Annotated in this window: 21 protein-coding genes, 1 tRNA gene and 2 pseudogenes; 5 read left to right on the forward strand and 19 right to left on the reverse strand. The window is 57.7% G+C overall.

Annotated elements, in window-relative coordinates; genetic code table 11:
- Positions 1–161 precede the first annotated feature (161 nt).
- From mdcE to DPA2511_RS06440, 10 genes are all read right to left on the reverse strand, one after another.
- Positions 162–962: a biotin-independent malonate decarboxylase subunit gamma gene (mdcE, locus tag DPA2511_RS06395; RefSeq protein ID WP_026595131.1), complete on the reverse strand. Its 801-nt coding sequence runs from the start codon at positions 960–962 to the stop codon at positions 162–164.
- On the reverse strand, positions 962–1795 hold the full coding sequence (locus DPA2511_RS06400; protein WP_012764865.1) for a biotin-independent malonate decarboxylase subunit beta: 834 nt from the start codon (positions 1793–1795) through the stop codon (positions 962–964). Before DPA2511_RS06400 ends, mdcE begins: the two co-directional genes overlap by 1 nt.
- Positions 1788–2087, reverse strand: coding sequence for a malonate decarboxylase acyl carrier protein (mdcC, locus tag DPA2511_RS06405; RefSeq protein WP_012764866.1), 300 nt, complete (start codon positions 2085–2087; stop codon positions 1788–1790). Before mdcC ends, DPA2511_RS06400 begins: the two co-directional genes overlap by 8 nt.
- 17 nt (positions 2088–2104) lie before the next feature.
- Positions 2105–2959 (reverse strand): triphosphoribosyl-dephospho-CoA synthase, encoded by an 855-nt coding sequence (locus DPA2511_RS06410; protein WP_012764867.1) that lies wholly within the window; start codon positions 2957–2959, stop codon positions 2105–2107.
- On the reverse strand, positions 2959–4614 hold the full coding sequence (mdcA, locus tag DPA2511_RS06415; protein WP_012764868.1) for a malonate decarboxylase subunit alpha: 1656 nt from the start codon (positions 4612–4614) through the stop codon (positions 2959–2961). The genes DPA2511_RS06410 and mdcA overlap by 1 nt, the downstream gene beginning before the upstream one ends.
- A 416-nt stretch (positions 4615–5030) precedes the next feature.
- Positions 5031–5879, reverse strand: coding sequence for an SDR family oxidoreductase (locus tag DPA2511_RS06420; RefSeq protein ID WP_012764869.1), 849 nt, complete (start codon positions 5877–5879; stop codon positions 5031–5033).
- 88 nt (positions 5880–5967) lie between these two features.
- Positions 5968–6807, reverse strand: coding sequence for an oxidoreductase (locus DPA2511_RS06425; RefSeq protein WP_012764870.1), 840 nt, complete (start codon positions 6805–6807; stop codon positions 5968–5970).
- 158 nt (positions 6808–6965) lie between these two features.
- Positions 6966–7883 carry a patatin-like phospholipase family protein gene (locus DPA2511_RS06430; protein ID WP_196805850.1) on the reverse strand — a complete coding sequence of 306 codons (918 nt, stop codon included), beginning with the start codon at positions 7881–7883 and terminating at the stop codon, positions 6966–6968.
- Positions 7884–7912: 29 nt separating this feature from the next.
- Positions 7913–8593 (reverse strand): NAD-dependent epimerase/dehydratase family protein, encoded by a 681-nt coding sequence (locus tag DPA2511_RS06435; RefSeq protein ID WP_012764872.1) that lies wholly within the window; start codon positions 8591–8593, stop codon positions 7913–7915.
- Positions 8594–8607: 14 nt separating this feature from the next.
- Positions 8608–9618: an AraC family transcriptional regulator gene (locus DPA2511_RS06440; protein ID WP_012764873.1), complete on the reverse strand. Its 1011-nt coding sequence runs from the start codon at positions 9616–9618 to the stop codon at positions 8608–8610.
- A gap of 205 nt (positions 9619–9823) precedes the next feature.
- Here DPA2511_RS06440 and DPA2511_RS06445 point away from each other — a divergent pair, with 205 nt between their 5' ends.
- Positions 9824–10060 carry a type II toxin-antitoxin system CcdA family antitoxin gene (locus DPA2511_RS06445; protein WP_012764874.1) on the forward strand — a complete coding sequence of 79 codons (237 nt, stop codon included), beginning with the start codon at positions 9824–9826 and terminating at the stop codon, positions 10058–10060.
- A gap of 2 nt (positions 10061–10062) precedes the next feature.
- A pseudogene (locus tag DPA2511_RS23845) lies at positions 10063–10220 on the forward strand (CcdB family protein); the annotation flags it as partial.
- A gap of 113 nt (positions 10221–10333) precedes the next feature.
- On the opposite strand, the gene thrH reads toward DPA2511_RS23845, so the two are convergent.
- From thrH to DPA2511_RS06460, 3 genes are read right to left on the reverse strand one after another with little or no spacing between them, the layout of a single operon-like run.
- The gene (thrH, locus tag DPA2511_RS21205) at positions 10334–10867 is read right to left on the reverse strand and encodes a bifunctional phosphoserine phosphatase/homoserine phosphotransferase ThrH (RefSeq protein ID WP_012764875.1); all 534 of its coding nucleotides are present in this window, start codon (positions 10865–10867) and stop codon (positions 10334–10336) included.
- A 16-nt stretch (positions 10868–10883) separates the two neighbouring features.
- Positions 10884–11501, reverse strand: coding sequence for a LysE family translocator (locus tag DPA2511_RS06455; protein ID WP_012764876.1), 618 nt, complete (start codon positions 11499–11501; stop codon positions 10884–10886).
- A gap of 56 nt (positions 11502–11557) precedes the next feature.
- Entirely contained in the window at positions 11558–12334 is a 777-nt protein-coding gene (locus DPA2511_RS06460; RefSeq protein ID WP_012764877.1) for a 2OG-Fe dioxygenase family protein, read from the reverse strand.
- Positions 12335–12456: 122 nt separating this feature from the next.
- Between DPA2511_RS06460 and DPA2511_RS06465 the strand changes: the two genes are divergently transcribed.
- Complete coding sequence (locus tag DPA2511_RS06465; protein WP_023638198.1) at positions 12457–13362, forward strand: LysR substrate-binding domain-containing protein; 906 nt, start codon at positions 12457–12459, stop codon at positions 13360–13362.
- A 153-nt stretch (positions 13363–13515) separates the two neighbouring features.
- Here the strand turns inward: DPA2511_RS06465 and DPA2511_RS22690 are convergent.
- From DPA2511_RS22690 to cuyB, 5 genes and pseudogenes are all read right to left on the reverse strand, one after another.
- Positions 13516–13647 (reverse strand): annotated as a pseudogene (locus DPA2511_RS22690) (Arm DNA-binding domain-containing protein); the annotation flags it as partial.
- Between the two features lie 163 nt (positions 13648–13810).
- Positions 13811–13886: transfer RNA gene (locus DPA2511_RS06470), tRNA-Asn, on the reverse strand.
- 188 nt (positions 13887–14074) lie between these two features.
- Positions 14075–17167, reverse strand: coding sequence for a beta-galactosidase (locus DPA2511_RS06480; protein ID WP_026595133.1), 3093 nt, complete (start codon positions 17165–17167; stop codon positions 14075–14077).
- A gap of 148 nt (positions 17168–17315) precedes the next feature.
- Positions 17316–18389: a LacI family DNA-binding transcriptional regulator gene (locus tag DPA2511_RS06485; protein WP_012764881.1), complete on the reverse strand. Its 1074-nt coding sequence runs from the start codon at positions 18387–18389 to the stop codon at positions 17316–17318.
- A 120-nt stretch (positions 18390–18509) separates the two neighbouring features.
- The gene (cuyB, locus tag DPA2511_RS06490) at positions 18510–19220 is read right to left on the reverse strand and encodes a cysteate racemase (RefSeq protein ID WP_012764882.1); all 711 of its coding nucleotides are present in this window, start codon (positions 19218–19220) and stop codon (positions 18510–18512) included.
- Positions 19221–19428: 208 nt separating this feature from the next.
- Between cuyB and hypT the strand changes: the two genes are divergently transcribed.
- On the forward strand, positions 19429–20322 hold the full coding sequence (hypT, locus tag DPA2511_RS06495) for a hypochlorite stress DNA-binding transcriptional regulator HypT (protein WP_012764883.1): 894 nt from the start codon (positions 19429–19431) through the stop codon (positions 20320–20322).
- Between the two features lie 67 nt (positions 20323–20389).
- On the opposite strand, the gene DPA2511_RS06500 is transcribed toward hypT, so the two are convergent.
- Complete coding sequence (locus tag DPA2511_RS06500; RefSeq protein WP_012764884.1) at positions 20390–21691, reverse strand: dicarboxylate/amino acid:cation symporter; 1302 nt, start codon at positions 21689–21691, stop codon at positions 20390–20392.
- An 876-nt stretch (positions 21692–22567) separates the two neighbouring features.
- Between DPA2511_RS06500 and flhA the strand changes: the two genes are divergently transcribed.
- Positions 22568–24742, forward strand: a complete 2175-nt coding sequence (gene flhA / locus DPA2511_RS06505) for a formate hydrogenlyase transcriptional activator FlhA (protein WP_012764885.1) — start codon at positions 22568–22570, stop codon at positions 24740–24742.
- The last annotated feature ends 31 nt before the right edge of the window (positions 24743–24773 follow it).

Genomic DNA, 24773 nt, shown 5'->3' on the forward strand with positions numbered 1-24773 from the left:
CGGCAGGTTTTTTCATCCGGCGGTCAGCCTGTCCCGCGGTGGCGAACCGTCACCGGCGGCGTGAGACAAGCCCGCCGGATCTCTTTACGGTGGGCGGCTCCGTCCGCCTTCGACGGTGCGACGCACGCGGTGCTGGAGCCCGCCGGTTTGGTTCTTCCGTGCTACCAACTGGCGCGCATACGTTCGCGCACCAGCGCGGAGCTGCGGCGGTTGTCGGCGCCCAGGCGGGATTTCAGGCTGGGATCCTGACGCGCATCGCGGATAGCGGCGTTCAGCGAGTCGATAACCTGCGCCAGATCGCCGGCGGTCGGCGCGTCCGGGTCGCTGATGTCCAGCAGTGCGGAAAGCAGACCCAGCGTGGCATAGTTACTGATGTCGTAGGCCATCGGTGGAATGGCGGCGGCCAGTTTTTCCAGTGCGTCGACCGTGCGCAGCGTGATGCGCGCCGCCGATTCTTTGCCCATGGCATGCACCAGTACGCCGTTATCGTTAAACGCGATCAGCCGGTTGGCCTGATAACCGTGCGCCAGAAATGCGCCGGACATCGCTTTACCGACAATCAGGCCAATCACCGGGTGGCCGGCGAGGCGCGCTTTGGCATAGGCGCCCGCGGCGCCCGCCAGCGCCTGATGGATGCCGAACGCCTCTTCGCGGCGGCCATACGCCTGGCTTGGCACATCGATCACGGCGACGATGGGGCGCTTAACGGCGCGGTCGGCATCGGCGTCGAGGGTCTCGTTGACCACTTTCGCCAGCGTCCAGCCTTCCAACAGGCCGACTTCGCCGTGTACCGCACGCGGATAGTGGTTGGCGGCATCGGGAACGACGGCGATAAACCGCACGCTCTCACCGTTGAGCTCACCGTCGGCGACCTGTACGGACGGGCACAGGCCGGGCATCAGCGTAGCGTTCGGCGCCAGCGTGTTCAGCCATAACGCGCCGCGGCTGTTGAATTGATTCATCATTTTTCCTCCCCGGCAAAAAGCTGTTGAATTTGCGCGCTGTCGGCCTGCTGACGGGTGTCGAAGCGGGTCAGACGGGCCAGAAAATCAGCGTATTTATCGCTGCGATGCTGCGCCGGTACGCCTTGTGCAATGGCCGCATTCATCGCGGTTTTCACCGCGTTGACGCCGTCGCCGACCAGCGCGTCCACCAGCCCGCTGTGATAACGGATTTCGCCCCCGGTCATGCTCCAGATAAACGGACGATTGCGGGAGTCGTACTCCTTGATGCCCGCTTCCTGCTCGATGACCTGCGGGCCGTTCAATCCCAGGCGTGCTTCACGGGTGACGATCAGGTAGCTGCACAGCGCGGCGGCGATGGACATGCCGCCAAAGCAGCCGACGGTGCCGGCGACAATGCCGACGACCGGCGTGTAGCGGCGCAGATCGACAATCGCGGCGTGGATATCGGCAATCGCCGCCAGACCGAGGTTGGCCTCCTGCAGGCGCACGCCACCGGTTTCCAGACACAACACGGCCTGCGTCGGGATACCGTTACGGTTGTCCTCCGCCGCCAGTTCCAGCGCGGCGGCCATTTTGGCGCCGGATACTTCGCCCATGCTGCCGCCCTGGAAGGTGCCTTCAATGGCGATCACCACCGCGGGCCGGCCGTTGATGGTGCCTTTGGCGACCACCATGCCGTCATCGGACTGCGGGACGATCCCCTGCGGCCCCAACCACGGCGACATGATGCCCTCGAACGGGTCGAGCAGTTCGCGGTAGCTGCCGTCGTCCAGCAGGGCGTGGGCGCGTTCACGGGCGCGTAATTCAATAAAACTGCGGTCGTTACGCATGGTTCACCTCTTCAAAGACCTGTTCGATACGAATGCGCGCCACGCCCGGCGTGGCGCCAAAGTCGTGAATAACCAGCTTTCCGGCGGGCAGGCCGTTAGTCAGGTTCAGGCGTTCGAACAGCGCGTTCCAGCGCGCGGTGCTGTTATCCACCGACGTGGTGATTTCAACGGTGAGGCTGTGCCCGCTATCCGCGGTGTACAGCACTTCCATATCACCGGAACCCACCACCCCTGCCAGGGCTTGGCCTCGCAGGGCGCGATGTGCCGGGAATGACAATCTAATCTGTTCCATAACATCCTCTTGATGAGTTAGCGGGGCGCGAGCCGGCAGACCCTGTCGACGAACAACGTGGCGGCCAGCAGGTCGGCCGCACCGCCCGGTGAAGCATTGAGCCGCAGCAGCTGTTGATCGAGCCTGTCCAGCGCCCGGCGGCCTTGCGCATGGGCACAACCGCCCGCCAGCAAGACAGCGCGGGCGCCTTGTTGCATCGCCTCGAGCCCGGCCATCCCGGCGCGTGACAGCACACAGGTATCGCTGAGCGAGGTCATGATCGCCATCAGCGCATCGAGCCGGGCGTCGCACTCGGCGGCACCCTGTCTGCGGCTGCGGTTAAGCTGCGGCAGGGCCAGCGTCATCAGGTGCGGGAAGCCCTGCTGCGCCTCTTCACGGGCGCCGGGGACGCGCCAGCGGCGGCTGGCTTTGCGGCCGTTGCTGAAAATCGTCGGCGCGGCGCGGTCCGGCAGACGGGCCAGCGTCGCGGCGGTTTGCGCCGCCTGATGCGGGCAGGCATCGCCGCCCTGCATCGCGACTGCGCTGACCAACAATCCGAGCGCCCAGATCGCGCCGCGGTGGGTGTTCACGCCGTCGGTCGCCTGCATCATGTCCTGTTCGCCTTCGCGCCCGAGTCGGCCGATGATTTCGCGTAGCGCGATATCGGCGGGGCGTTGCCAGCTTTGCTGCGCCAGTCGTAAAAACGTCGGGGTCAGGCTGTGCGCCGAGCGTTCCATCAGCGCCAGATTGAGATCCTGATGGGCGCCGCTCCCCCGGCTGTCTACCAGACCCGGCTTCGGGCTTAGGCGCGCTTCGTCGATCAGGCACTGTGTGGCGGCCTCGGCAAGCCGGATCGCCTGCGCCTCGGCACGTGTCGGTGACAGTTGTTTCATTACCAGCTCCGAAATTTCGCCGGTGGGTTGTAAAGGCCGCCGGACCATTCCACCAGGTCGGCGACGCTGCCGGCGGCCAGTAGCGAGCGGGTGGCGTCGCTGCGGCGGATACCCATGTCTTCCGGGTACGCCACTTTGCCGCTTTGGCGCAATGCGGCGACACGTTTGGCATCCACGCCGAGGCCGATGTCGGTGATGCCGGCAACGGCGGCGACCATGGCGCGGCGCTCTTCCAGACTGTTTGCGCGGTAAAGGTAGGCGATGCCTTCTTCGGTCAGCACATGGGTGACGTCGTCGCCGTAAATCATCACCGGCGCCAGCGGCATCCCGGCGGTTTTAGCGACGTCGACGGCGTCAAGTGTTTCAACGAAAGTCGGTTTCACGCCGGCCTGGAAGGTTTCCACCATCTGCACCACCAGCTTTTTGCCGCGCTGCATAGGGTCGGGTTCATTGATCATATTGAGCCAGGCCGGGGTGGCGTGGCGGCGGCCGTGCGGGTCATGCCCCATGTTCGGCGCGCCGCCGAAACCGGACAGGCGGCCGCGGGTCACGGTGGAGGAGTTGGCCTGCCCGTCGATTTGCAACGTAGAGCCGATAAACATATCGACCGCGTACTGACCGGCCAGCTGGCAGAACGCGCGGTTAGAACGCATGGAGCCGTCGGCGCCGGTAAAGAACACATCGGGACGGGCACGGATATACTCTTCCATCCCCAGCTCGCCGCCGAAGCAATGCACGCTGTCGACCCAGCCGCTTTCAATCGCCGGGATCAGCGTCGGGTGCGGGTTCAGCGTCCACTGCCGGCAGATTTTGCCTTTCAGGCCGAGCTGTTCGCCGTAGGTCGGCAGCAGCAGTTCAATCGCCGCCGTGTTGAAGCCGATGCCGTGGTTGAGCGACTGCACCTGATGTTCCGCGTAGATACCTTTAATCGCCATCATCGCCATCAGGATATGTTCCTGTTTGATCAGGCGCGGGTCGCGGGTAAACAGTGGCTCGATAAAGAACGGTTTGTCGGCGACCACCACGTAGTCGATCCACGAGCCGGGAATATCGACGCGCGGCAGATTGCACTCGTCATCCACCAGTTCGTTAACCTGGGCGATCACAATGCCGTCGCGGAACGCAGCGGCTTCCACCAGCGCCGGGGTGTCTTCGGTACTCGGCCCGGTGTAGAGGTTGCCTTTGCGGTCGGCCTTATAGCCGGCAATCAGCGCCACGTTCGGCACCAGATCGACATACAGGCGGGAATAGAGTTCGATGTAGGTATGAATCGCGCCGATTTCCAGCAGACCGTCTTCCAGCAGTTGCGAGATGCGCAGGCTTTGCGGGCCGGAGAAGGAGAAATCCAGCTTGCGGGCGATGCCTTTTTCAAACAGATCCAGGTGCTCGCTACGCCCGACGCTGGGCATGATCATGTGCAGGTCGTGCACTTTGGCCGGATCGACTTCCGCCAGCCTGCGGGAGAGGAAATCGGCCTGCTTCTGGTTGTTGCCTTCCAGCACCACGCGGTCGCCCGGTGCTAACAGTTTTTCGAGCATTTCAACAAGTTGGTCGGTCGGGAGCACTTTGCCTTGCACCGGAACAGACGCCAGTCGGCGCTGCTTTTCCGTGCGGCGGGTGTTCCACGCCCGTGCCGGAGTTTGACCAGCATTCATTATTAACCTCCTGATTCAGCAAATAATTTGATTAGCTTTGCTTGCAGACCAGTCTGCGCTCCGATACGTTGCGCATCAATTAAGCTATGGCGCTGATTATTAGCCTAAGGGTAATAATTGCCGTATTGATTCTGTGACCGGGATCGCCGCACAACGATGAATCCTGGCCACTGCGGGAGGCGCGGCGGCGTAAAACTGCCCGCGATAACCGCAGCGGATGGGCTTGCATCGCGGGCAGAGGGGGATTTGCCGGTAGGCGATGTCTTTGAATGAAACACCGTAGTCGACAGGGGGGCGAAGCGGATAGTTTATCGCTCGCTCAGCGGCGTCAGGCAATCCGGCGCTGAGCGGGAGACCGCGGTGGTGGGGCGCCGCCATTCGCGGAGGGGTTCTCACAGATGGCGGCGATCGGCTTGTTACAACTCGAGGGATTGTTTTACGGAGTTTCCTTGTGCCGCTGCGGCAACGCCCTGCCATTCTTCCCATTCGGCAAGCCGTCGGGTGTAAGCGGCTTTCACTGCGGGCAACCCTTCTGTGCCCAGGAATACGCGCAGCGGAGGGCAGGGCGTCTCGACTATTTTCAGTACGATGTCCGCCGTGGCGGCAGGTTCCCCAAATTCTATTTCAGCGCTATGAGCGAAAACCCGCTGCCGGATGGTCGCATAAGCGTCGATGCCCTGAGCGATATCCAGCGAAGTCTGGCTGGCGAATTCAGTGGCATAAGCGCCAGGTTCCAGCAGCGTGACCCGGATGCCGAATTCACTCACCTCATGAGAAAGGCTTTCATGCAACGCTTCTACGGCCCATTTCGACGAATGGTAAAGCCCTGACACCGGGCCGGCTACCAGCCCTGCCACGCTCGACACGCTGATAATGTGTCCGCTTTGCTGTTTGCGCAGTACCGGGAGTACCGCCTGAATCACGTGCAGAGGACCGAAGAAATTGGTATCAAATTCGGCTTTGACCGATGTGACCGGAACTTCTTCTATGGCGCCGACCAGGGCATATCCCGCATTGTTGAGCACCACATCAAGCCGGCCAAAATGCTGACAGGCGGTGTCGACGGCTTGCCTGACCTGCGCGTCATCCGTGACATCCAGCGGCAGCGTCAAGACGCGGTCGCCGTACTTCTCGTTGAAATCATTGAGTGTCGCCACATTCCGGGCGGTGGCGACAACCCGGTACCCTCGGGATAGCGCGGCTTCCGTCCAGACTCGGCCGAACCCACGGGAAGCGCCGGTGATAAACCACACTTTCTCTGTCATTGTTTGTCTCTCCACTTGTGACGTTAAGGCGCCGGATAATGGCGCGGAATATTCTCCATTCCGGCAGAGGGAACCGGTGGCGGTGTACTCATTTACCCTGACGGGATATGCCTGTCGCCATGCGCATAAAGCCGTCAAAGGCTCGATCTGAAAGCAGACGACGTATGAAAATCATGGGTTTGGCGCCAAACCCGACGGCATAACGTGTTTTGGGGTGGCGGGCGCTGACCGCGTGGGCAATGGCATCGGCGATCACGGCGGGCGAGGATAAGCGTTTTTGGTTGCTATCGCTCACCATCGAGTTCGCCATGGCGTGGGCCTGATGGGCATAGGCGCTCCGGCCGGATACCCCAAGCAGTTTTGCGATAGCGATGTTTGCCCATTCCGTTTTGATGCCGCCGGGTTCAATCACCACGACGTCAATGCCGAAAGGTGCGACTTCCAGCCGCAGACAGTCGCTAATGGCTTCCAGCGCAAACTTGGTGCCGTGATACCAGGCGCCGAGCGGGGTATGTATTTTCCCCCCCATCGAACTGATGTTGATCACGGTGCCGGCGCGTTGCTGGCGCATGTGGGGCAGCACCCGTTGAATCAGCCGTACTGCGCCGAAGACATTCACGTCGAATTGCGCGCGTCCTTCTTCCAGCGAGACGTCTTCTATCGCGCCGTAAGAGCCGTAACCGGCGTTGTTCACCACCACGTCGATACGTCCGCATTCGGTCATGATGGTTGTCACGGCGGCCTGTGCCGAAGCGTCATCCGTTACATCCAGCGAAAGTACCCGGATACCGGTTTCAGCCAGCTTTTGCATACGATCTACCCGGCGGGCGGCGGCATACACGGTGTGGCCGAGCGTCTTTAAACGCAGAGCGGTGGCCTCGCCAATTCCGGAGGATGCCCCCGTTACCAGAATCACTTTTGCTTTCATCGGTCATCGTTCCTCATCGGTGGAAGGATACGGCGGAATACATCACGGGCTTTCCCATCTGCGGCTCACTATAGAAGAGTGATGGTATGGGTACGCTAGCGTGCTGCGCCATTCCGCTTGCGATTGGCGCCAGCAGCGCTGTGGCGGTAGAAGGGGCTTCAGCGGGAGGATGCGTCGGTTTGCAACGTGCGTAACAATGCCGGAAGGGATGCTTTTGCCGCCAGATAGCCTGCATGACGTGCTTGTTCACGCCCGTCGGCACTATTCATCGACGCCGGAGAAACGGAAGGCGCAATCACCACATCGGCAAAAGCGAGTTCCTGGTCGGCGAGCCGGCAACTCTGCACTTGTGAAACTCTGAGTATCATGGCGACAGCCGAGTGGGTGTCATAACCGGGGCCATGGCAGTAAATATCCACCGCCACCACGATTTGCGCACCGAGGGCGCGTGCGGCCAGAACCGGCACCAGAGATACTACGCCGCCGTCGACGAATTGATTGCCGTCGGCGCGCACCGGCAGAAAAATCCCCGGAATGGCGGCGGATGCGCGCACCGCTTCCCCTGCATCTCCGGCGGTAATAACAAAAGGCAACGCATGATTCAGATCGGTGGCTACCGCTGCGAAGCGGGATGGGAAATGCTCGATAGTCTTGCCGCCCACCAGTTTGTTCGTCCAGCCGGCGAGCGCCTCGCCGCGAATAAAACCCGGCCCGGCCATCGAGACATCAGCCAGCGAGGACAAACTGGCGCCATCGGCGATGTGCCATAATTCTGCGGGAGAGACGCCGGAGGCATAAGCGGCGCCTACCAACGCGCCAACGGAGGTTCCGACCACCATATCCGGATGGATCCCTGCTTCCTCCAATGCTTGCAGAACGCCGACGTGCGCGTACCCCCGCAGACCGCCGCCACCCAGGGCCAGCGCAAGCCGGGCGGGACGGGGCGCGACGACCGGGCTGGAGGGCTCCGGGCGGGTTCGCAAGTGGGTATCGGTCAGCCATGCGCCTTGAAAGCCGGCATGGCGAGGAGAGGAGGAACACGCGCACATCGCGATGATCGCGAGTAGGATCATCATGGCATGCCGTTTTTTTGTCAGTCGCATCATTATCTGGCGGCCCGCCCTGCCATCGACAGTTCCCGGTAATGCCAAATCACCTTGCCGTTCGCGTTGTTCAGCGTGTTGACCAGCGATAACGCGACGTCTTTTGCGCGTACAGGCCGGTAATTCCGCGGCAATACCGCAGCAAGCGGGCGGGCGATGGTCAGGGCTACCCGTTCCCAGAACCTGAAGGGTTGGTTCAGGTCGTGACGGTTTCCCACCAGCAGCGAAGGACGTGCGATAACCAGCGCGGTCAGATTCAGCGCCGACAGCGCGTCTTCCAGCTCTCCTTTCGTCCGGCTGTAAAATGCGGAGGACTGCGTACTGGCTCCGACCGCGCTGACCATCGCCACACGTGTTGCGCCGGCGGCAACGGCGGCCTTGGCCACTGCCAGGTTGGCGCTGAAATCAACCGCCCGGAACGCTGCCCGGTTTCCCGCTGCGCGAAGGGTGGTTCCAAGCGCAAGAAAAACTTCATCCACGGCGGGCAGCGTGGCGGGGAGTTGCGCAAAATCCACGATGTGGGTTGTGACCCGCGGCAGATTCATTGCTATATCGCGGCGGCTCAGCACATGAATTTCCGTTACGCTGCTGTCTGCGAGCAGGGCTTGCAGAATCTGTGAGCCAACCAGCCCTGTGGCGCCGGCAATAAGAACCCGACGGGCGGGCAGGGGAAATGATGTCACTCTATGCTCCTTCATTAATGCGCTCGCACGATAGCGCGCGTACTGTCTGGCGTCTGGCCTGTCCATTCATGAAAGGCTCGGTAAAAGGAGTTCGGATCCTCAAATCCCAGCAGAAAGGCAATTTCGCCCGCCGGCATGCGCGTATTTTCAAGATAATGGCGCGCCAGCTTCTCTCGCGTGAGATTCACCAGCGACCGGAAATTTTCGCCTTCCTCGCCAAGACGCCGTTGGAGAGTACGTCGGCTCATTGCCAGACGGCTGGCGACGGTATCTACGCTGACGGCATTGCCTGGCAGCAGTTCCAACAGTAGCGCCCGGACGCGATCGGATATCGTGGCCTGTTCGTCAAGTTCGCTCAAGCGTCGGCGCAGTTCAGGTTCGAACACTTTCCACATGCCGTCGCTGGCCGTTAAAAAGGGGCGCAGGCTATCGGCGGCGGAAAACGTGATGGTCGGACGCAAACCGGTTTGAATATCACACCCGAAAAAATGAACGTAATGCCGGATATAAGATTGTGCCGGCAATGTGGGCAGAACGACGCGGATTGCTTTTATCGCATCGCGCGTACCGAGTTCAGCCAGACGGATGAAAAAGGCCAATTCAGCCACCTGCAATGACTGCGGCACATGCGTCGATGCATACAGCCAGGAAGGCGAAATCGTCATATCTCCTGCTGAATCCACGCTGATCTCCAGATTCATCGGCGCCATGAGGTGTTTGTATTTCGCCAGCCGCTGGATGGCCTGCATCAAATTGCTACTGCATAAGGCGGCAAACAGAGGGGGATCAAAAAAATCCGCCGAGACTTTTTGCGCGATCTGAATCGGAAATAACGGGTTGCTGACTTCGTCTTCAATGCCCTGCCAAAAAAGGAAGTAATCTTCCGTAGATAGCCCCTGTCCGGTTCTTAACAGCAAATCATCAGGCAAGCCGGTTCTTCTCAGGACATGCTCAGCACTGATGCCCATGTCCTTAAACAGCACCCGCCAGCTGGCATTCAGGTAAAACATTTTGTTGCGCGTCATGTTAATCACTTAGTCCATCGGGAAAAGACGTTATCAGGAATCGTTGAGATTCATTCTAGTGAAAAATGGCAGGAAGTGACTTGCTAATTGCGCCTGAATACTCACGGTCTACGCCAGAACTACAACGGAGTAGGGCCTGTTTGGGGTGTTATGATAAGTGCATTACGCCGTGTAATACGCTCGTATCTCATACAGGGGAGAAGCCATGACAGTGAAACAACGCAACACGCAGAGCGTGACCATGACGGTAGATCGTGCCTTACTGGCTCGTGCGCGTGAGGCCGGCATTAACCTGAGCGCCACCCTGACAGCCGCCCTGGATGCAGAGCTTCGCCAGCATGAAGCGAAAAAATGGCAGGAAGAGAACAGGGAGGCCATCGACGCATTAAATCATTTTCATGATGAACAGGATTGTTTTAGCGATGAATACCGGACGTTTTGACCGTGCGATTCACCGTATACGCTAATACGGGAGATGCGTCGTTTACCCGCTGTTGCTCGATGTCACGAGCGATATTATTGGACGGCTACATCGTCGGATAGAGATCCCGTTGCTCCCGGTTGAAACGTACCCGGCAGGCTGCCGACCAACCCATATTGTCTAGGGACGATCACCCAGACCGTGATATGTGCCTATCCGATGGCGGCTCCACGGTACTGATGGCCTCGATGATTTCGTGTAGGTGCTCCACCACCGTCAGCCCCTGGGCGGCCATCATTGTCGCCTGCGATGGGCGAACCAGAAAGCCGTTGTGCGCCAGGCGCAGCATGGCAAGATCGTTGAAGGCGTCACCCGCGGCCAGAACGTGGCAACCCTGTTCCAGTAAGCGGGAGATGTGTTCCTCTTGCCATTTCGATCAGCCCATGCACATCCGGTTATCCAGCCGTCTGCATCTGTCTCCAGCGAGTGGCAGAATGACTCTGGTGAGCCTAGGGCATCAAGTAATGTGCCAGCCAATTCGTAGAAACAATCCGAGACGATGTGGATCCGGTAGCCTTGTTGTTGTGTGAGTTGTTGGAGAAATGCAACCGCATCGGGATAAGTCTGAGTTTTCGCGATCATCGATTGCACGTCCCGCAGGCGTAGGCCGTTTTTGCGGAGATGATCGAGACGCCAGCGCATCAGTGCGGGGTAGTCGGGTTCCTCCCGCGTGGTGATGGACAGTGCTTCGATACCGCTGGCTTGCGCTATCTGTGGCCACAATTCTGGAATCAGAACACCTTCGAGATCAATACAGGCCATTTTCATCAGATTTTCCTCCTTCTCAGACGCTGACATTGGTAAAAGCCAAAGATGTACCGAGCACGATCAGGGCAACGCCGATGAACTTGTCGACAGTCAGCTGGTGTTCGAGCAAACGACGGCGCATGACTGGGGCGGCGAAGAACAGCGCAACGATGCTGAACCAGATCCAGTGAGATACCGACATGAACAGACCGTAGGCGAAGTTGTGGCTCATCGGACTGTCCGCATGGACAACCTGGGTATAGGTAGCGACAACGAAAAGCATGGTTTTGGGATTGAGTGCGTTGGTCAGGAAGCCCATGCGGAAAGCCGCCAGTGTAGATGGCGCAGAGCCGGAAGCCTCTCCCAGTTTGAGCACCGCTTGGTTGGTCAGCGATTTGTACCCGAGGTAGATCAGGTAAGAGGCACCCAGTACCTTCATTGTCATGAACAGCAGGGGTGAGTTGACGATGACTACGGCGATACCCAGCACCGTATACATCACATGGATCTGTACGCCGCAGGCAATACCAAACGCAGAAATTAGGCCGGTGCGTGCTCCGAAGGCATAACTGTTTCGGGTGACCATCGCGAAATCGGGGCCGGGACTGATAACGGCCAGAATTGTGATGGTGGCGACTGCAATCAGTTCGTTCATTGTTTTAAAACTCCATTCGAATGCTGTGGAACGATCGGACCGCTCCACAGACGGTGTCAGCGCTTGTTGAAGGTGATGACGAGGACGTCGCGATAACCCTGTTGGGTGGGATCGCTTGCAAGGATGGGCGTCACTCCATGCATGGTGCGTTCGTCGTTGACGATAGCAGCGTCGAGAGGTACTGACAGTGTGTAGCGGGCGAGCTTCTGGCGATCTCTGTCGTAGATGCCAGTCTCACCATTCAGTACGTTGACGCGGTTGACCAGCATCATGAATACGAAGCTTACACCGTCACGGTGGATTCCTTCAGGAGTGGGCAATGCTTGCGCACTGGTAGCGACGATCCGGAATTGATGAACCTCAATATGCCAATCGTAGAAAGGCGCCAGGTTGTTAAATGTGGCTCGGCACAGTTCCAGCGCCGACATCAAAATCCTCCCTGAAGCAATCGACGGCTCAATGGAGGCGAAATGCCGGGCAACACCGCCGTTAAGGGGGTTGTATGTGACGCCCTGATAGTGGGGTTGTGGTGGTTCAATCTGGACGCCGGAGGTCGATGTGGCGCTGTAGACCCCGTGGCGTCGAAACCGATACGTCCCACCGTCTTTCATGAACTGGTCTTGTTCCAGTCGGTTCCAGCTCTCTTGGAATTCGATCCAGTCGTCCAGCATGTCTTCATCCTCAGCGGAGAGCAGCGACTGGGTCATTTCGGATGGCAGTATGATGTAGTCTTTTTTGGCGATGATTTTGCACAGATTGTTGATGCGAACATGACTTGCCGCCGGTTTCAGCTTTGGCTCAACAATGCTTGTTTCAGACGATAATATCTCCATTTATTACCCCAATATTTATTTTTTCGTTGGTTTTTGTGTGGTTTCGATTGAATTATTGAGTGCTTGTACTGGAGAAAAAAGTGATTTATCTTGAAGGAAATCTGTCAAATTTCGTCGTGTATATGAAACTTCCATCGTTAGCCTCATTCCGCTTTTTCGAAGCGGCAGCTCAAACCGGCAGCTTTGTGAAAGCGGCTGAACAACTGCATGTGACGCATGGCGCCGTCAGTCGGCAGGTACGGCTTTTGGAAGCGGCTCTGGGGGTCGAGTTGTTTGAGCGGCGTAATCGGGCGATTTTCCTGAGCGCGGCTGGGCGCTCATTGCATGCGACCACCACCTCGGTGTTTGAGCAACTCGAAGGTGCCGTGTATCGATTGCAGCAGTCGGCTCGGGAAGAGGTGATTGTGCTGTCCTGTGAGCCGACCATTGCCATGAAATGGCTGATTCCCCGGCTTCCCGCGTTTCATCGTGCAAACCCTGATATAAACCTACATCTTGTAGCTGCCGGTGGACCGATTGATTTCGCCAGGTCCGGGATCGATATGGCGCTACGTCGCAATGACTTCCATTGGGATCAGGATGTTCATGCCGAGAAAATCTGTGATGAGTGGATGGGGCCGGTAACCCGTGCAAAGGAGGAACCTAAGGTACGCCTTGATGGTGTGCGATTGCTGCACTCGGGAACCCGGCCGAAAGCATGGTCGGCCTGGCAACGCTTGTCGGGTGTTTCAACGAAAGGCAGCATCCGCGTGGACTACGAACATTTCTACCTGTGTGTTCAGGCCGCGGCATCTGGCTTGGGCATGGCTATGGTTTCGTTCCTGATGGTGCAGGACGAACTGGAAAGTGGGCAGCTATATGCTCCTTACGGTTTTATTCGCGATGGTTCCAGCTATTGTCTACTGTCGCCAAAGGCCCTGAGTCAGAACGAAAAGTGCGACCGGTTCAAAAAATGGCTTGTGGCGGAGGCCGCGTCAAGCCTCTCGGCAAATTTGCCCCTATATGTCCAGACACCGGTTATCACTTAACCCATGACTGGAACGGTGCCGCAGATATTCCCGTAGCGGGCAGTGCTGTTCGGCGGGTTATCGGCTGATGGCTGAAGACCCTGAAATCTCAAAAAGTGAATGTGTTGGTTTACAGGCCATGGCCCGGAATCCGTGGCCGCAGATGTTATTTTGGATGCGATATTTAAGATACCAGAGACGTGAACCAGTGGGTTTAACGTGAAGATACAGGCCGTGAGAATCGGAGACTTTGAAGGGTTTTGCGGAGGGTTTTACGTTGCGGATTTTTGAGTCGTTAAGCGACATGTGGGGGTCACGCCATTATCGAACCGGAAAGACCCCAAATCTGACCACCAAATTCTCCCGATGCGGAGGGTAAACCGGGCATCCATCAGAAAGGGTTTTGATGCTATCGCGTTGGATATAAAAGCAAAAAGCAGATGCCTTTCGACATCTGCTTTTCTGAATTTGGCTCCTCTGACTGGACTCGAACCAGTGACATACGGATTAACAGTCCGCCGTTCTACCGACTGAACTACAGAGGAATCGGTGAAGTGGGGCGCATGATAACGGTGGGGATGTTGTATGTCAAAGGCAGAACACCTATTTTCGGCGCGTTTGGCGAGGGATTGCTCAATAGGGTGATTTTTCTTGGTAAACCCCTGCGTTTTTTCATGGGAGGCCGACGCGGCGGATAACAGACCGGCAGCGCTGGCCGCCGGTCTGTCAGGGTTTAACCGAGTGTGATCCGCAACTGGTAGTGGTAGCGCGGGCGGGTCAGCAGAAAGTCGGGGGCTACGCTCGGGCTCCAGGAATCATCGCCGCCGACCCCCATATGGAAGCCGTCCAGATTGAGCCAGACGCCGGTTTCCGGTTGTAGCAGATGGTGGTGGCTGCAGTTCATCAACTGCTGTTGGCTATACCGGCCGATGCCGAAGTGGAAATCACCATCGATAGTCCAATCACCGTAGTTCAACTCTTCCGTATCGCAGCGCAGGCCGTTTTCGGATGGGAAAATATAAGGCGTATGCATGGCCTCCAGCGGCAACTGCCAGCGGCCGTGACGCGCGGAGAGACGTCTGTCCGGATAATTTTCATGCGGCCCCAGCCCGCGCCAGCTGACCTGTGGAAATACCTCTGCCAACTGGCAACTCAGCCCGACGCGAGCCAACGGCGGCAGGTGCGGCGAAACCTCGACATCCACGCTCACGCTCAACCGCCCCTGATTATCGATGCGCCACTGCTTGCGGCTGACAAACAGCGTCTGTTGCTGATAGCGGCCCGCGTGCGTGGTGTTGACTACCACGCCGTCGCCTAATGCGTCGGCCCGAATCTCGAGGCAGTCGGTTTCGTACTGGTACAATCCCGCCAGTTTCCAACGTTCCACCCAGGCATGTGGGTCGATTCGATCTACCTCGCTGATGCCGATATCGTTGTCCAGCGGGGCGCGGGTGAGGTTATCCCGCAGCGGGCTAAGCAGGCGTTGCCGATGGTCTTGCTGCCAATGCGTGAGTAATCCGCTATGACGATGGAACGTCCAACTCTGGTCGCCGTGCGTGATCTCAACGGCCTCCTCGGTGGAGGACAATCGCGGCGCGGCGCCTGTCGACGGCATAAGCGCCGGCGTCGGCATGGGGGCCGGCAGTGCCCATTGATCCCAGGCGCAGCAATGGCCGGCGGGCGACCATGCCGTCGCCGTGGGTTGGATGACGTCCAGATTCAGCCACATGGCGGCGGGGTGGCGAACCGTCGGTAGTGTGTCGAGCAGTGTGATGATTTGCCTGCCTTCCGGCGGCAGCGACAGTTCAACACGGCCTTCGGCAAGCGTCAGGTTGTCTTGCATGATGCGCCATTGCAGGATTTCGTTATCGCTGGCGCGAAACAGGTATTCGCTGGTGACGGCGATGGTCAGCGGCTCGGCGGAAAGAGACTCGAACTGGAAAAATTGCTGCGCGCGTTGGGCTTCGTACAATGCCGGATGCGGGGTGCGATCCGGGAACACCAGCCCGTTGAGGCAGAACTGGCGATCGTTGGGCGTGTCGCCGAAATCGCCGCCGTAAGCCCAGTGCGGCGGATGGCGATCGTAGCGGGTCAGCGCCTGATCTACCCAATCCCAGACGAACCCGCCCTGCAGCCGGGGGTACTGGCGAAACGCCTGCCAGTAGCGGGCGAATCCGCCGAAGCTGTTGCCCATCGCATGAGCGTATTCGCACAGGATCAGCGGACGCGATTCGTCCGGCAGGCCGATCCACTTTTTGATGGCCCATTTCGGCACGGCGGGGAACGGCTGATCCTGATCGACCCGGGCGTACATCGGGCAGAGAATATCGGTGGCGGGGGTATCGGCGCCGCCGCCTTCGTACTGCACCGGGCGGGTAGGATCTTGCTGTTTGACCCACTGATAGAGCGCACTGTGCGCACGTCCATAGCCGGATTCGTTGCCCAACGACCAAATGATGATGCACGGATGGTTGCGATCGCGCTGAACCATGCGGGTGACGCGCTCCGCCATCGCGGGCAGCCAGCGCGGGTCGTCAGACAATCGGTTCATTGGCTGCATGCCATGGGTTTCGATATTGGCTTCATCCACCACGTACAGGCCGTAGCGGTCGCACAGGCGGTACCACAACGGATGGTTGGGATAGTGCGAACAGCGTACTGCATTAAAATTATGCTGCTTCATCAATAAGATATCTTGCAGCATGGTTGCTTCATCCATCACCTGACCGTGCTCGGGGTGGTGCTCATGGCGGTTGACGCCGCGGATCAGCAGCGGTTTGCCGTTGAGTTTCAACCGCCCGTTGCTGATGCTCACTTCGCGAAACCCGACGTCGTAAGCTTCCGCTTCCACCAGCATGCCGTCGGCATATTCCAGCGCCGCCACCACGCGATAGAGGTGCGGCGTTTCGGCGCTCCACAGCGCGGGGTTGTCGATGTCTAGTTGAATGTCGACGCGATCGTGATAGTTGCCCCGTTCATCGATAGGGGCGCTGCCGAAGGGCGCGATCGCTTCCGCCTCAAGCTGACCATGGCGCCAGAGCTGCACATGCAGACGCCAGTTGGCCGCCGTTTCCGGCAACAGGCTGGCGCTGGCCTGAACGCATAGCGTGCCGTGCGTATAATCCCGGCTGAGCGGGGTGGTGAGCTGAATGTCGCGCAGTTGCGTCGTCGGTTTATGCAACAGCCACACATCGCGGAAGATGCCGCTCATGCGCCACATATCCTGATCTTCCAGATAGGTGCCGTCCGACCAGCGCAGCACCATGACCGCCAACCGGTTATCTCCTTCCTGCAAGGCATTGCTGAGGTCGAATTCGGCGGGCAGGCGACTGTCCTGCGAGTAGCCGATCCAGCAGCCGTTACACCACAAATGAAAAGCCGAATTCACACCGTCAAAAATGATGCGTGTTTGCCCATGTTGTCGCCAGCTATCATCAACCTTGAATGTGAGCGAATAACATCCGGTGGGATTTTCTGCCGGTACCAAGGGTGGGTTGACCGGGATGGGGTATTTCACGTTGGTATAAATGGGGGCGTCGTAGCCGGATAGTTGCCAGTTGGACGGTACGATGGTGCGATCCGCCTGCGGTAAATCCTGTGTCAGCCAACTTTCCGGCACCGCCTCCGGACGGGGAAAATAGCTGAATACCCATTCGCCATTCAGCGGCTGGCGTCGGCGGGAAGGTTCATCGTCCCGGGCGTGCTGCAGATTGCGCCAACTGGAAAATGGCGGGTGGGCATCCAACCGGTTAACCTGGCTGCAGGCGGGGTTTTCCCAGTCCCGTCTGGCGAGAATTTGTGCCAGTGTGGGCGGCGTGGCGGTGATGGACATGGCGCGTTTTCCTTTATTGTTCCGTGAGGGCGTTGGCTGCAATGATTTGTTATTCGCTCACATTTTATAGCATAAAAAAGGATGGAAATGAGTAAGACAAGGGATGAACGGAAGGTGCCGACGATCACAAAATCGTCGATGCTTATCCTTGCAACCGCCGTGCGAGCGCGATCAATTGATGAGCGATGGCCTGAGCGTCTGGGGTCTTTGATGCATAGTGCGCCGTGGTCTGTCGTTCCACCAGCACGGTTTCCAACAACAGAGAGGCAGCCGGCTCCTGCGCCAGCAGACGGGCGACCAGATGCAGCACGGCTTCGTGGCCTAATTGGCGGAAATCCTGCCGAATGGTGGTCAGCGGCGGCTGGTAATACGCGCTGTCCTGGGTATCGTCAAATCCGATAACCGAGATCTGATCCGGTACGCTTAATCCATATTCGTGCAACGCCCGCAGCACGCCGAGCGCCATCTGATCGTTGGCGACCACGATGGCGCTCGGTTGGGGCGATGCCATCAAGAGTTGTGGCGTGCAACGATAACCGGACTGTGCGCTCCAGTCGCCTTCGGCAACGGCGCAGGGCGAGAGCTGATGATCGCGTAAGCCTTGCAGCCAGCCTTCGTAACGCAAGCGGGCGGAAACGGCGCTGAGCGGGCCGGTCAGCAGCGCGATCCGGCGATGCTCCCGCGTGACCAGATGCTCAATCGCCAGCCTCGCCCCTTGGAGCGGATCGAACATAACGCGGGGCCAGGGGGTATCGGGTTGAGTATCCAGAAACAACACCGGCGTCGTCGCACAAAGCTGGCTGAGCGGTTCGGCCATTGCCGGCTCCTGCGGGACGTTGACGATAATCCCGTCGACCCGTTGCGCCAGCAGCTCGCTGACGGCGCGCCGGGCGTCATACCCGTCGGCGGCACTGAGCATGGCGACCACCACGTTGAACCCCTGTGCGCTGGCGGTGGTTTTGATGGCGGCCGCGATTTGAGACGGCGCATGCAGCGACAGATCGATAGTCGCCAGCCCGATGGTGGTGGGGCGCCGACGCGCCAACTGTTGGGCGACGCGGTTGGGAATATAGTTGAGCGCCGCCATGGCCTGCTCGACCTTCGCTTTGGTCGCGGGAGAAACCTGGGGCGAGCGGTTCAGTACGCGGGATACGGTCTGGTACGAAACCCCGGCATAGGCGGCCACTTCGTTCAAGGTTACGGGTTTCGTTTTCATGACGGGGTTCCTGGGTATCGGGCAGGGCGTCATGATAGCAGATGTCCGGTCGGCAAGGGATTGTCGAGCGGTATCCCGCGCGAGCCGCCATGGGGAGCGGGCCGCGCGGGTGTTGGGGTATCAGGCTGCGGCAGAGTGCGAGTGCGTGTAGTACCAGGCGACGGTCTTGCGTACCAGCGCTTCGGTGGCGTCGAGATAAGCGGCCGGTGCGGCGAGTATCTCCGGCGCCAGAATCAGCGGCAGTTCGGTGCAGCCAAGAATGATCTTTTCCACCCCTTGTCGTTGCAGTTCCGTTTGTACCGGTAACAGCAACTGACGGGCGAGGGCGAAGTTTCCGGCCTTGTAAGCATAAATGCTGTCCATCACCGCATCCTGTTCCGCCTGGGAGGGAAGCGTGCAGCGCACCTGCTGGCGGCTTAGCGCGTGTTGGTAAATATCGGCGCGTACCGTAGCGGTAGTGGCTAGCAGGCCGACGTGGCGCAGCGACTGTTCGTCGATCCACTGACAGGTTGCGTCGATGATGCTGATCATTTCGGTTCGGGTATGGCGTTTCAGGTCGTCGAACCAATAGTGGGCGGTATTGCAAGGCATGATGATGCAGGACGCACCGGCGTTTTCCAGAATCCGCAGGTATTGGAGCATTTTGCTGAGCGGGGATGTGCCCTGTTGCAAAATACAGCGGGTACGATCGGGAATATCCGGAATGGATACGGCGATCATCGGGATGTGTTCCTGATCGGTGTGCGCCGGTGTGTTGTTGATCAGTTTCTGCATGGCGTCGACAGTGGCGCCGGGGCCCATGCCGCCCAAAATACCAATAACAGGGTTCATCTCATCGTCTCCCGTAGTCCCGGTGCAAAAATCAGTACCGGTGCAAAAATCAATGCCGGTGCAAAAATCAGTGCCGGTGCGGAAATCATCGCACAGCACCTCGAAATGTGAATTGCGAAATTCCCATCCGCCATCCCTGTTTTGCATAAGCACTATTACGCTATGCTTTTTATGATATCTACAGGCGAAACTGGCGTGGTGAACGGCAATGCTAAATAACATTGAAACCAAATGGCTTTATGACTTTATCTCCCTTGAGGAGTGCCGCAGCTTTACGCTGGCGGCGGAGCAACGCAACATCTCGCAGTCGTCATTCAGCCGTCGTATTCGGGCGCTGGAGGAGGCGGTAGGATTCGAAATTTTTGATCGCTCTGCATCGCCGCTGCAATTGACGGAGCCGGGGCGTGTTTTCCATGCGCATATTCGCAATACGCTCGACGATCTGGAGTATCAGATTAATAAACTGCACGGCGGCGCCCCTTCGCGGCATCGCATCACTATCGCCGCCGCACATTCGCTGTCGGTGTTCGTGATGCCGGATCTGCTGAGGTCCCTGCCGAATCCGCAGGAAAATATCGTCTACGTTGAGTCCATTGACGTGGATGACGCGGTTCTCAATCTGAAAGAGGGGCGCAGCGATTTCATTTTTTCGTTTCAGAACGAAGAACTGATGTCGGAACCTTTTCTGCACACCCGGATGATGGCGTCGCGGCTTTATCCGGTCTGCGCCTGCGATGCCGCCGGCAAACCGTTGTTCGATGCGCGCGCACCTTCGCTGCCGTTGCTGAACTACACCGATACCAGCTACATGGGGCGGCAGGTGAACCGCTACCTCGCCGCCGTCGGGCGTGAGCGTTTCACGGTGACGTTCGTCTCTTCCATGAGCGATCTGCTCAAGCGGATGGTGAAGCAGGGCTTCGGCATCGCCTGGCTGCCGGATTACTCCATCAAGGAAGAGCTTAAACATCGGGAACTGGCGATTCTGAATTTGGAAAACGCAGTCATGGCGATGCAGGTTTATCTATACCGACTGGATGCACGCCTGAATACGGCGTCGGAGTCGTTCTGGCGAACGATGAAGGCGTTGCATCCCACAGTGTGAGAGCGTTCCCTTAAAAAAAACAGCGGCCGGACGGCCGCTGTCTGCGAAGATGACGTTCAGAAACGCATCAGGCGTCTTGTGTTGCGCTGGCCTGTTGTAAGACCACCGTTTCCTCAAGGTCCTCTGCGTCTTCATCGTCGGTTACGCCTTTTTCCAGGCTGGCGACCACGGCGGTGGAGATGCTGTTACCGATGACGTTGGTCGCGGTACGGCCCATATCCAGGAACTGGTCGATACCCAGAATCAGCAGAATACCGGCTTCCGGCAGGCTGAACATCGGCAGTGTGGCGGCAACCACTACCACGGAGGCGCGAGCCACGCCTGCCATGCCTTTGCTGGTGATCATCAGCGTCAGCAGGATCAGGATCTGCTGGGTCAGGCTCAGGTCGATGTTGTACGCCTGGGCGATGAACAGAATGGCGAAAGACTGGTACATCATCGAGCCGTCAAGGTTGAATGAGTAACCCAGCGGCAGCACGAAGCTGGTGATTTTCTTCGGTACGCCGAAACGGCTCAGCGCTTCCATGGTCTTCGGATAGGCGGATTCGCTGCTGGCGGTGGCGAAGGCCAGCATGGTGGGTTCGCGGATCAGGCGAGCCAGCACCGCGATGGATTTGCCCAGGAAGGCGTATCCGACCAGAAACAGTACCGACCACAGCAGCGCCAGGCCAATGTAGAACTCGCCGATCAGCTTGCCGAAGTCATAAATCAGGCCCAGGCCTTGCGTGGTGATGGCGGAAGCGATGGCGGCAAAGACCGCGATCGGCGCCAGCGCCATCACGTAGTCGGTGACGCGGAACATCACTTTGGCCAGTTCTTCAATGGTGGAGAGAATGAAGTTGGCCTGTTTGTTATGGTGTTTGACGTAAGCCAGCGCAGAACCGAAGAACAGCGAGAACACCAGAATTTGCAGAATTTCGTTATTGGCCATCGCTTCCACGATGCTTTTCGGGAAGATATGGCTGATGAAATTCTTCAGTGTGAAGCCATCGGTATTCAGACCGGTAGTGACGTGGTTGGCGGTGGCCACCAGGTTCATGCCTACGCCGGGCTGGAAGAAGTTGGCCAGGCACATACCGATCAGCAGCGACAGGAAGGACGCGGTAATGAACCAGGTCATGGCTTTCAGGCCAACGCGGCCTACGGCAGAAGAGTTGCCCATGCTGGCCAGACCGGATACCAGCGTAGCGAATACCAGCGGTGCGATAATCATTTTGATTAACCGCAGGAAAATATCGGTAATCATATTGAAATAGGAAGCGACTTCTTTGGCGCGCCCGCCGTCGAGATATTGATGGCAAGCCCAGCCAACAAGAATCCCCAGTATGATAGCCAATGCTATCTGTATGACTAACTTCTGCCTTTGCATATTAACCTCATGTTGATGACCGTATTCAGACAACACACAGTGTTATTGCAGCGCATCCGATGAACGCGCATTTATCAATGCACGCAATCGTTACACTGGCCTGTTATGGAGGGGTGTTGTGTCTGCGGCGCAGATATTACAACGAAATCGAGTTTTTACTGCTTTTTTTTCTGCGTAATAAAAGTCACGTCACATGTTTGATGCAAAAAATGCATTATCAATAACATTGATGCTTAAATTGCATATGGCATTTAACGTTGTCAATGGGGTGTCATGCTTTTATTTTATTATTTTCAATATGTTGAGATCTATTTTCTTCCTTGTTTATCGTCGATTTTTTTGTGATGATTTTTTCTTATGATTTATTGAGAGTTAGCAATAAATTAAATAATCGCCGGATAATTTATTATTCAGTGCGCCTAAGTTTATTTTCTATTAATTCAGTTGGTAATTAATAAATATTGATGACGAATTTTGTTTTTATGCTGGTAACTTTATTTACATAACTGTATGAGAAGAGAGCAGAGAAAAATAATAAGTATCTCAGTAACCTATTTTTTATTGAAAAATAAATGCCATAAATAACGTTATCCGGGCTTGCCTGTAGTGACTGTGTTTTTTTATCGTTTTGTCATTGTTAATTGCGGTGAGCATGGCCGGTTGAAAACATTTCCGGTAACGCTAAAAACGGGGGTGATAACCCAGCTTGTCGCCAGAATAAATAGTAAATAGGTCTTATTATTATCCAGGGTGACGGCTTTACTATTCTTAAGCACGATACAGATCAAGCTATTGGTGAGGCGACGTGTTTTTTCCCCAGGGAACCCCTTACACTATTTTCCGTATAAAAGTTATGGAGATTGGATTGCGGTGGTTATGGCGACACGACTGACTGGCTCCCCGTCCTGCCTTTCTATTATGTGGCAGGATGCCTTGCTGAAAGTTTCCCAGACATTGCTGCGACAACGCAGCATTGAGGGGGTGCTGCAGGCGCTCGACGGCTTATCGTTCTCGGTGGTGCGCTTCGGCCGCGTTAACCTGCTGTTGATGGATCCGCTGCATAATCAGATGGCGTTTTATCGTCACGACCGGGAATCAGCGCGCACGCGACTGAGCGACGAAAATATTCTGCTGGCCGACGGGCCTGGCGGCATCGTATGGAGCACTCATGTGATGCTGCATTGCAACCGGCTGCATTTCCAGCGCGATTTCCCGCATCTGGTCGAGCAACCGGCTTATGTGGGGCTGAGCGATTATTGCCAACTGCCGTTGCTGGGGCCGCATCGGGTGCTGGGTGGCGTTGAGTTCATAAAAACCGACGGTAGCCAATTTACCGAAAGCGAAATCGAATTCTTTCAGTCGATTGCCAGTGTTGTGTCGCTGGTGGTGGAAAATATCAACGAGCGCGAACAGGCTCAGCGAGAAGAAGAACGTTTGCGGCAGGAGCGCGATCACTACCGTATCCTGGTGGATGTCACCAACACCGTTATTTCCCGTCTTGAACTAAAAGCGCTGGCGCTGGAAGTCTCCCGTGAAATTCACCGTTTTTTCGGCATCGATTTTATTGCGCTGGTGCTGAAAGAAGCGGAGGGCGACGACGCCACGCTCAAATATTTTGCGACTCACTATGTCGGAAGCGGTGCGCCCAAAACGGTGCAGGGCGATGTAGGGCGAGAAGAAACGCTGGCCGACGGCGTCATGCGGCATAATCAAGTGCAGTTGGTGAGCGAGAACGACATGCCGCGTAACGGCGAGCCGCGTTGTCTGGTGCAGTGGTTTGACGCCGGCCCCACCCATGCCTGCCTGCTGCCGTTGGCGTTCGGTAATCGCATGCTGGGGGTGCTGGAGCTGGCGCACCGGGAACGCCTGGCGGTGAGCGATGCGGAGATCCGCTTGCTGCGGCAGATTGCGGCGCGCATCGCCATTGCATTGGATAATGCGTTGGCTTACGACCAGATATCCCGCCTGAAAGATTCCTTGATCCATGAAAATTTCTATTTGACGGAGCAGCTTACCGAGCGGATCCAGCATGCCGGCGGCGATGAATTCGGTGAAATCATCGGCCGCAGCGAGGCGATCCGGCGGGTACTGGAACAGGTAGAGATGGTTGCCGCCAGCGACAGTACCGTGCTGATTCTGGGAGAAACCGGAACCGGGAAAGAGCTGATCGCCCGGGCGATTCACAGTTTGAGCCCGCGCAAATCTCAACGCATGGTGAAGATGAACTGCGCCGCCATCCCCTCCGGCCTGCTGGAAAGCGACCTGTTCGGCCATGAAAAAGGGGCATTTACCGGCGCTACCGCTCTGAGGCAGGGGCGTTTTGAAATGGCGGACAAAAGCACGCTGTTTCTAGATGAAGTAGGGGATATCCCGCTGGAGCTGCAACCCAAACTGTTGCGTGTTTTACAGGAGCGGGAAATCGAACGCCTCGGCGGCAGCAAAGTCATTCCCGTGGATGTGCGGCTCATTGCCGCCACTAATCGCGACCTTAAGCAGATGGTGGCGGATCGGGAATACCGTAGCGATCTCTATTACCGTTTGAATGTGTTTCCCATCGTCATACCACCGTTGCGTGAGCGGCCGGAGGATATTCCGTTGCTGGTGAAGTTTTTCACCCGCAAAATCGCCCGCCGCATGAATCGCACCATCGATAGCATTCCTTCCGAAATACTGCGGCAGCTAAGCCGTTTGCCTTGGCCGGGCAACGTGCGCGAACTGGAAAACGTGGTGGAGCGGGCGGTTATTCTGACGCGCGGCACCACCCTCAACCTGCAGATGGATGAACTGCAGCACCACCTTTCGCCGCTGGAAGCCCCCAAACCGCATCATCATCGAGAGATTGAACCGCCGCCAGAAGCAGAAGCGCCGCATACGCTGGATGCAGAGGAAGAGTCTGAGCGTGATCGCATTATCCGGGCGCTGCGCGATACCAACGGTATTGTCGCCGGCCCCAAAGGTGCCGCCGCCCGCCTGGGGCTCAAACGCACCACGTTGCTCTCCCGTATGCAACGTATGGGCATTTCCGCCAGAGAGATTGAAGATATTTCCTGACCCGCCGCCGGTTGGAGGGCAAAAACGCCCG

Source organism: Musicola paradisiaca NCPPB 2511 (assembly GCF_000400505.1).
GTDB classification, from domain to species: domain Bacteria; phylum Pseudomonadota; class Gammaproteobacteria; order Enterobacterales; family Enterobacteriaceae; genus Musicola; species Musicola paradisiaca.

Bases quoted from the DNA above. Each gene is read 5' to 3' on its own strand.
- thrH (WP_012764875.1), bottom strand. From the start codon at position 10,867: ATGAAAATGGCCTGTATTGATCTCGAAGGTGTTCTGATTCCAGAATTG.
- flhA (WP_012764885.1), top strand. From the start codon at position 22,568: ATGGCGACACGACTGACTGGCTCCCCGTCCTGCCTTTCTATTATGTGG.
- DPA2511_RS06485 (WP_012764881.1), bottom strand. From the start codon at position 18,389: ATGAAAACGAAACCCGTAACCTTGAACGAAGTGGCCGCCTATGCCGGG.
- DPA2511_RS06420 (WP_012764869.1), bottom strand. From the start codon at position 5,879: ATGACAGAGAAAGTGTGGTTTATCACCGGCGCTTCCCGTGGGTTCGGC.
- hypT (WP_012764883.1), top strand. From the start codon at position 19,429: ATGCTAAATAACATTGAAACCAAATGGCTTTATGACTTTATCTCCCTT.
- mdcA (WP_012764868.1), bottom strand. From the start codon at position 4,614: ATGAATGCTGGTCAAACTCCGGCACGGGCGTGGAACACCCGCCGCACG.
- DPA2511_RS06430 (WP_196805850.1), bottom strand. From the start codon at position 7,883: ATGATGATCCTACTCGCGATCATCGCGATGTGCGCGTGTTCCTCCTCT.
- DPA2511_RS06400 (WP_012764865.1), bottom strand. From the start codon at position 1,795: ATGCGTAACGACCGCAGTTTTATTGAATTACGCGCCCGTGAACGCGCC.
- DPA2511_RS06460 (WP_012764877.1), bottom strand. From the start codon at position 12,334: ATGGAGATATTATCGTCTGAAACAAGCATTGTTGAGCCAAAGCTGAAA.
- DPA2511_RS06410 (WP_012764867.1), bottom strand. From the start codon at position 2,959: ATGAAACAACTGTCACCGACACGTGCCGAGGCGCAGGCGATCCGGCTT.
- mdcC (WP_012764866.1), bottom strand. From the start codon at position 2,087: ATGGAACAGATTAGATTGTCATTCCCGGCACATCGCGCCCTGCGAGGC.
- mdcE (WP_026595131.1), bottom strand. From the start codon at position 962: ATGAATCAATTCAACAGCCGCGGCGCGTTATGGCTGAACACGCTGGCG.
- cuyB (WP_012764882.1), bottom strand. From the start codon at position 19,220: ATGAACCCTGTTATTGGTATTTTGGGCGGCATGGGCCCCGGCGCCACT.
- DPA2511_RS06465 (WP_023638198.1), top strand. From the start codon at position 12,457: ATGAAACTTCCATCGTTAGCCTCATTCCGCTTTTTCGAAGCGGCAGCT.
- DPA2511_RS06500 (WP_012764884.1), bottom strand. From the start codon at position 21,691: ATGCAAAGGCAGAAGTTAGTCATACAGATAGCATTGGCTATCATACTG.
- DPA2511_RS06445 (WP_012764874.1), top strand. From the start codon at position 9,824: ATGACAGTGAAACAACGCAACACGCAGAGCGTGACCATGACGGTAGAT.
- DPA2511_RS06455 (WP_012764876.1), bottom strand. From the start codon at position 11,501: ATGAACGAACTGATTGCAGTCGCCACCATCACAATTCTGGCCGTTATC.
- DPA2511_RS06440 (WP_012764873.1), bottom strand. From the start codon at position 9,618: ATGACGCGCAACAAAATGTTTTACCTGAATGCCAGCTGGCGGGTGCTG.
- DPA2511_RS06425 (WP_012764870.1), bottom strand. From the start codon at position 6,807: ATGAAAGCAAAAGTGATTCTGGTAACGGGGGCATCCTCCGGAATTGGC.